This window comes from Lyngbya sp. CCY1209, from assembly GCF_055795065.1.
On the sequence record NZ_JAYFER010000018.1, the window covers coordinates 1 to 1,805 of the forward strand.

At 49.0% G+C, this 1,805-nt stretch carries 2 protein-coding genes; one reads left to right on the forward strand and one right to left on the reverse strand.

All coding sequences use genetic code 11. The features are described 5' to 3' along the window. Positions 1-130: 130 nt before the first annotated feature. Positions 131-1,111, forward strand: a complete 981-nt coding sequence (locus tag AC0QHF_RS00085; protein ID WP_324702161.1) for an FkbM family methyltransferase — start codon at positions 131-133, stop codon at positions 1,109-1,111. A gap of 55 nt (positions 1,112-1,166) precedes the next feature. Here the strand turns inward: AC0QHF_RS00085 and AC0QHF_RS00090 are convergent, their stop codons facing one another. Then, positions 1,167-1,652, reverse strand: a complete 486-nt coding sequence (locus AC0QHF_RS00090) for a hypothetical protein (protein ID WP_324702162.1) — start codon at positions 1,650-1,652, stop codon at positions 1,167-1,169. Between the last annotated feature and the right edge of the window lie 153 nt (positions 1,653-1,805).

Consider the following 1,805-nt stretch of genomic DNA (forward strand, 5'->3'; position numbering starts at 1 on the left):
TTCTGGTTCCCCCCTTTCCAAGGGGGGTTAGGGGGGATCTTTTCCATCTGTGTCTCATTACCGCGCAAAGTGCTGTAATTAATAATTGTCAATTATCAATTCATTTTTTCCCGATTTACGATTCCCTACCATGTCCTTCTTTTTACCGACTTTGAAACAGTGGGGTTTTTTGGACTCCATTCAGATCACCCTCTGCATCGTGGGGTCGCGGAAAATTGACGAGTTTGCGGGGTTGGATTACGATCGCCAGGGGTGGGAGATCTTTGCCCCCAATTTGACGATTTACGGTTTCGATGCGGACCCGGAAGCCTGCGATCGCCGCAATGCGGAATTGGTGGCAAAAAATATCGGTTGGACGGAAAAACATATCCCCTTCGCCCTCTGGGATCGGTGTGGGAAGGCGCCACTGTATGTGACGAAACATCCGGGTTGCTGTTCGCTTTATCCCCCCAATGATGTGGCGATCGAGCGGTTGTTTGAATATCGCGATCGCCACAAGTTGATGTCGGTGGCGGAGGTGGAAACCACAACTTTAGATGATTTTTTTGGCAGTTTGGAGACTCCCATCGATTTCATGCAATTGGACGTTCAGGGGGCGGAATTGAACGTGTTGAAGGGGGGAGACAATCACATCTTACCCCACCTTTTGGGAATTGTGGCGGAAGTTAATTTTATTGAATTGTATAAGAATCAACCCCTATTTGCGGATGTGGATAGTTATTTGCGCGATCGCGACTTTACCCTTTTCGATATCGGACAAAAATGGTGCGATCGACGCCGGGGAATCACCCTAATCTCGCGGCAGCACAAAGGTCAATTTGTGTGGACGGACGGCTATTATTTCCGGGACTTAATTCGACCCGACCAAAACCACCACCTGAAGACGCCGGAGCGGATTTTGAAGTTGGCCTGTCTGGCGGATCTGTTGCAGTTTTACGATTATGCGTTGGAACTGTTGGGATATCTGACGGAACGGTACGGGGCGGGCGATCGCAACTACAATTTCGCCGACTGTATCATCCAAATTTTAGAACAAAATCCCGATGCTGTCAAGCACGGCATTACGGCCCTTCCATTTATTACCGAACTCCGGAAATATCGCACCCAATAAATTTGAAGATTCACCCCAGAGGGACTCCAGGACAGGGAGAGGATGTTTGCGACATTTATTCTGCTTCTTCGATCGCCGTTGATTCTGTTTTCGGGCGAATCTCGACCGCCTTCTCTTCGTAATCTTGAAAATTGGGAAAAGCGCTGCGACAGTTTTTGTCAACCAAACCCGGCGATCGCTCAATTTCGATCAGATCTCGCCCTTCGACGTATCCCCCCAAACGCAGGATAAATTCGAGGGTGCAGGCGACTCCATATCGCGATATATCTTCGCTGGCGATCGCCAACATTCGGATTTTTTGGGAGTTCAGATCGACCTCGAATCGGCGCAGGTCTTCCCGATCCCAAACGGCGATTTTCGGTTCCGTTTCAAATTCTTGATAAGTCGCCGAAAAGTCCGTCAATTCGGACAATTCTAAAATCCCATTTCCGTTCCGATCTTCTCCGCCGAATTCTCCCGTCAACATTCCGCCTTGAAACTCGGACGCAAAGGTGTAGTTGGCGGCGGCCGCGATGTTGGCGCGAAGGGATGGGCCCCCCATCAAAAGAAGGGGGACAAAAAATAGCGAATTTTTGAATAAGAAATTGTGGGTATTCATCAATCTAGCCTTTTGACAGAGAACCGGGTAGCACGGCTATCTTAGCCGTAACAAGCTAGAAGCTTGTTTGACGGGGAATTTGGTAATTTGAAGCCG

What these genes read in the sequence shown, in the direction of transcription:
- AC0QHF_RS00090 (WP_324702162.1), bottom strand. Translation starts at nt 1,652, where the DNA reads ATGGGGGGCCCATCCCTTCGCGCCAACATCGCGGCCGCCGCCAACTAC.
- AC0QHF_RS00085 (WP_324702161.1), top strand. Translation starts at nt 131, where the DNA reads ATGTCCTTCTTTTTACCGACTTTGAAACAGTGGGGTTTTTTGGACTCC.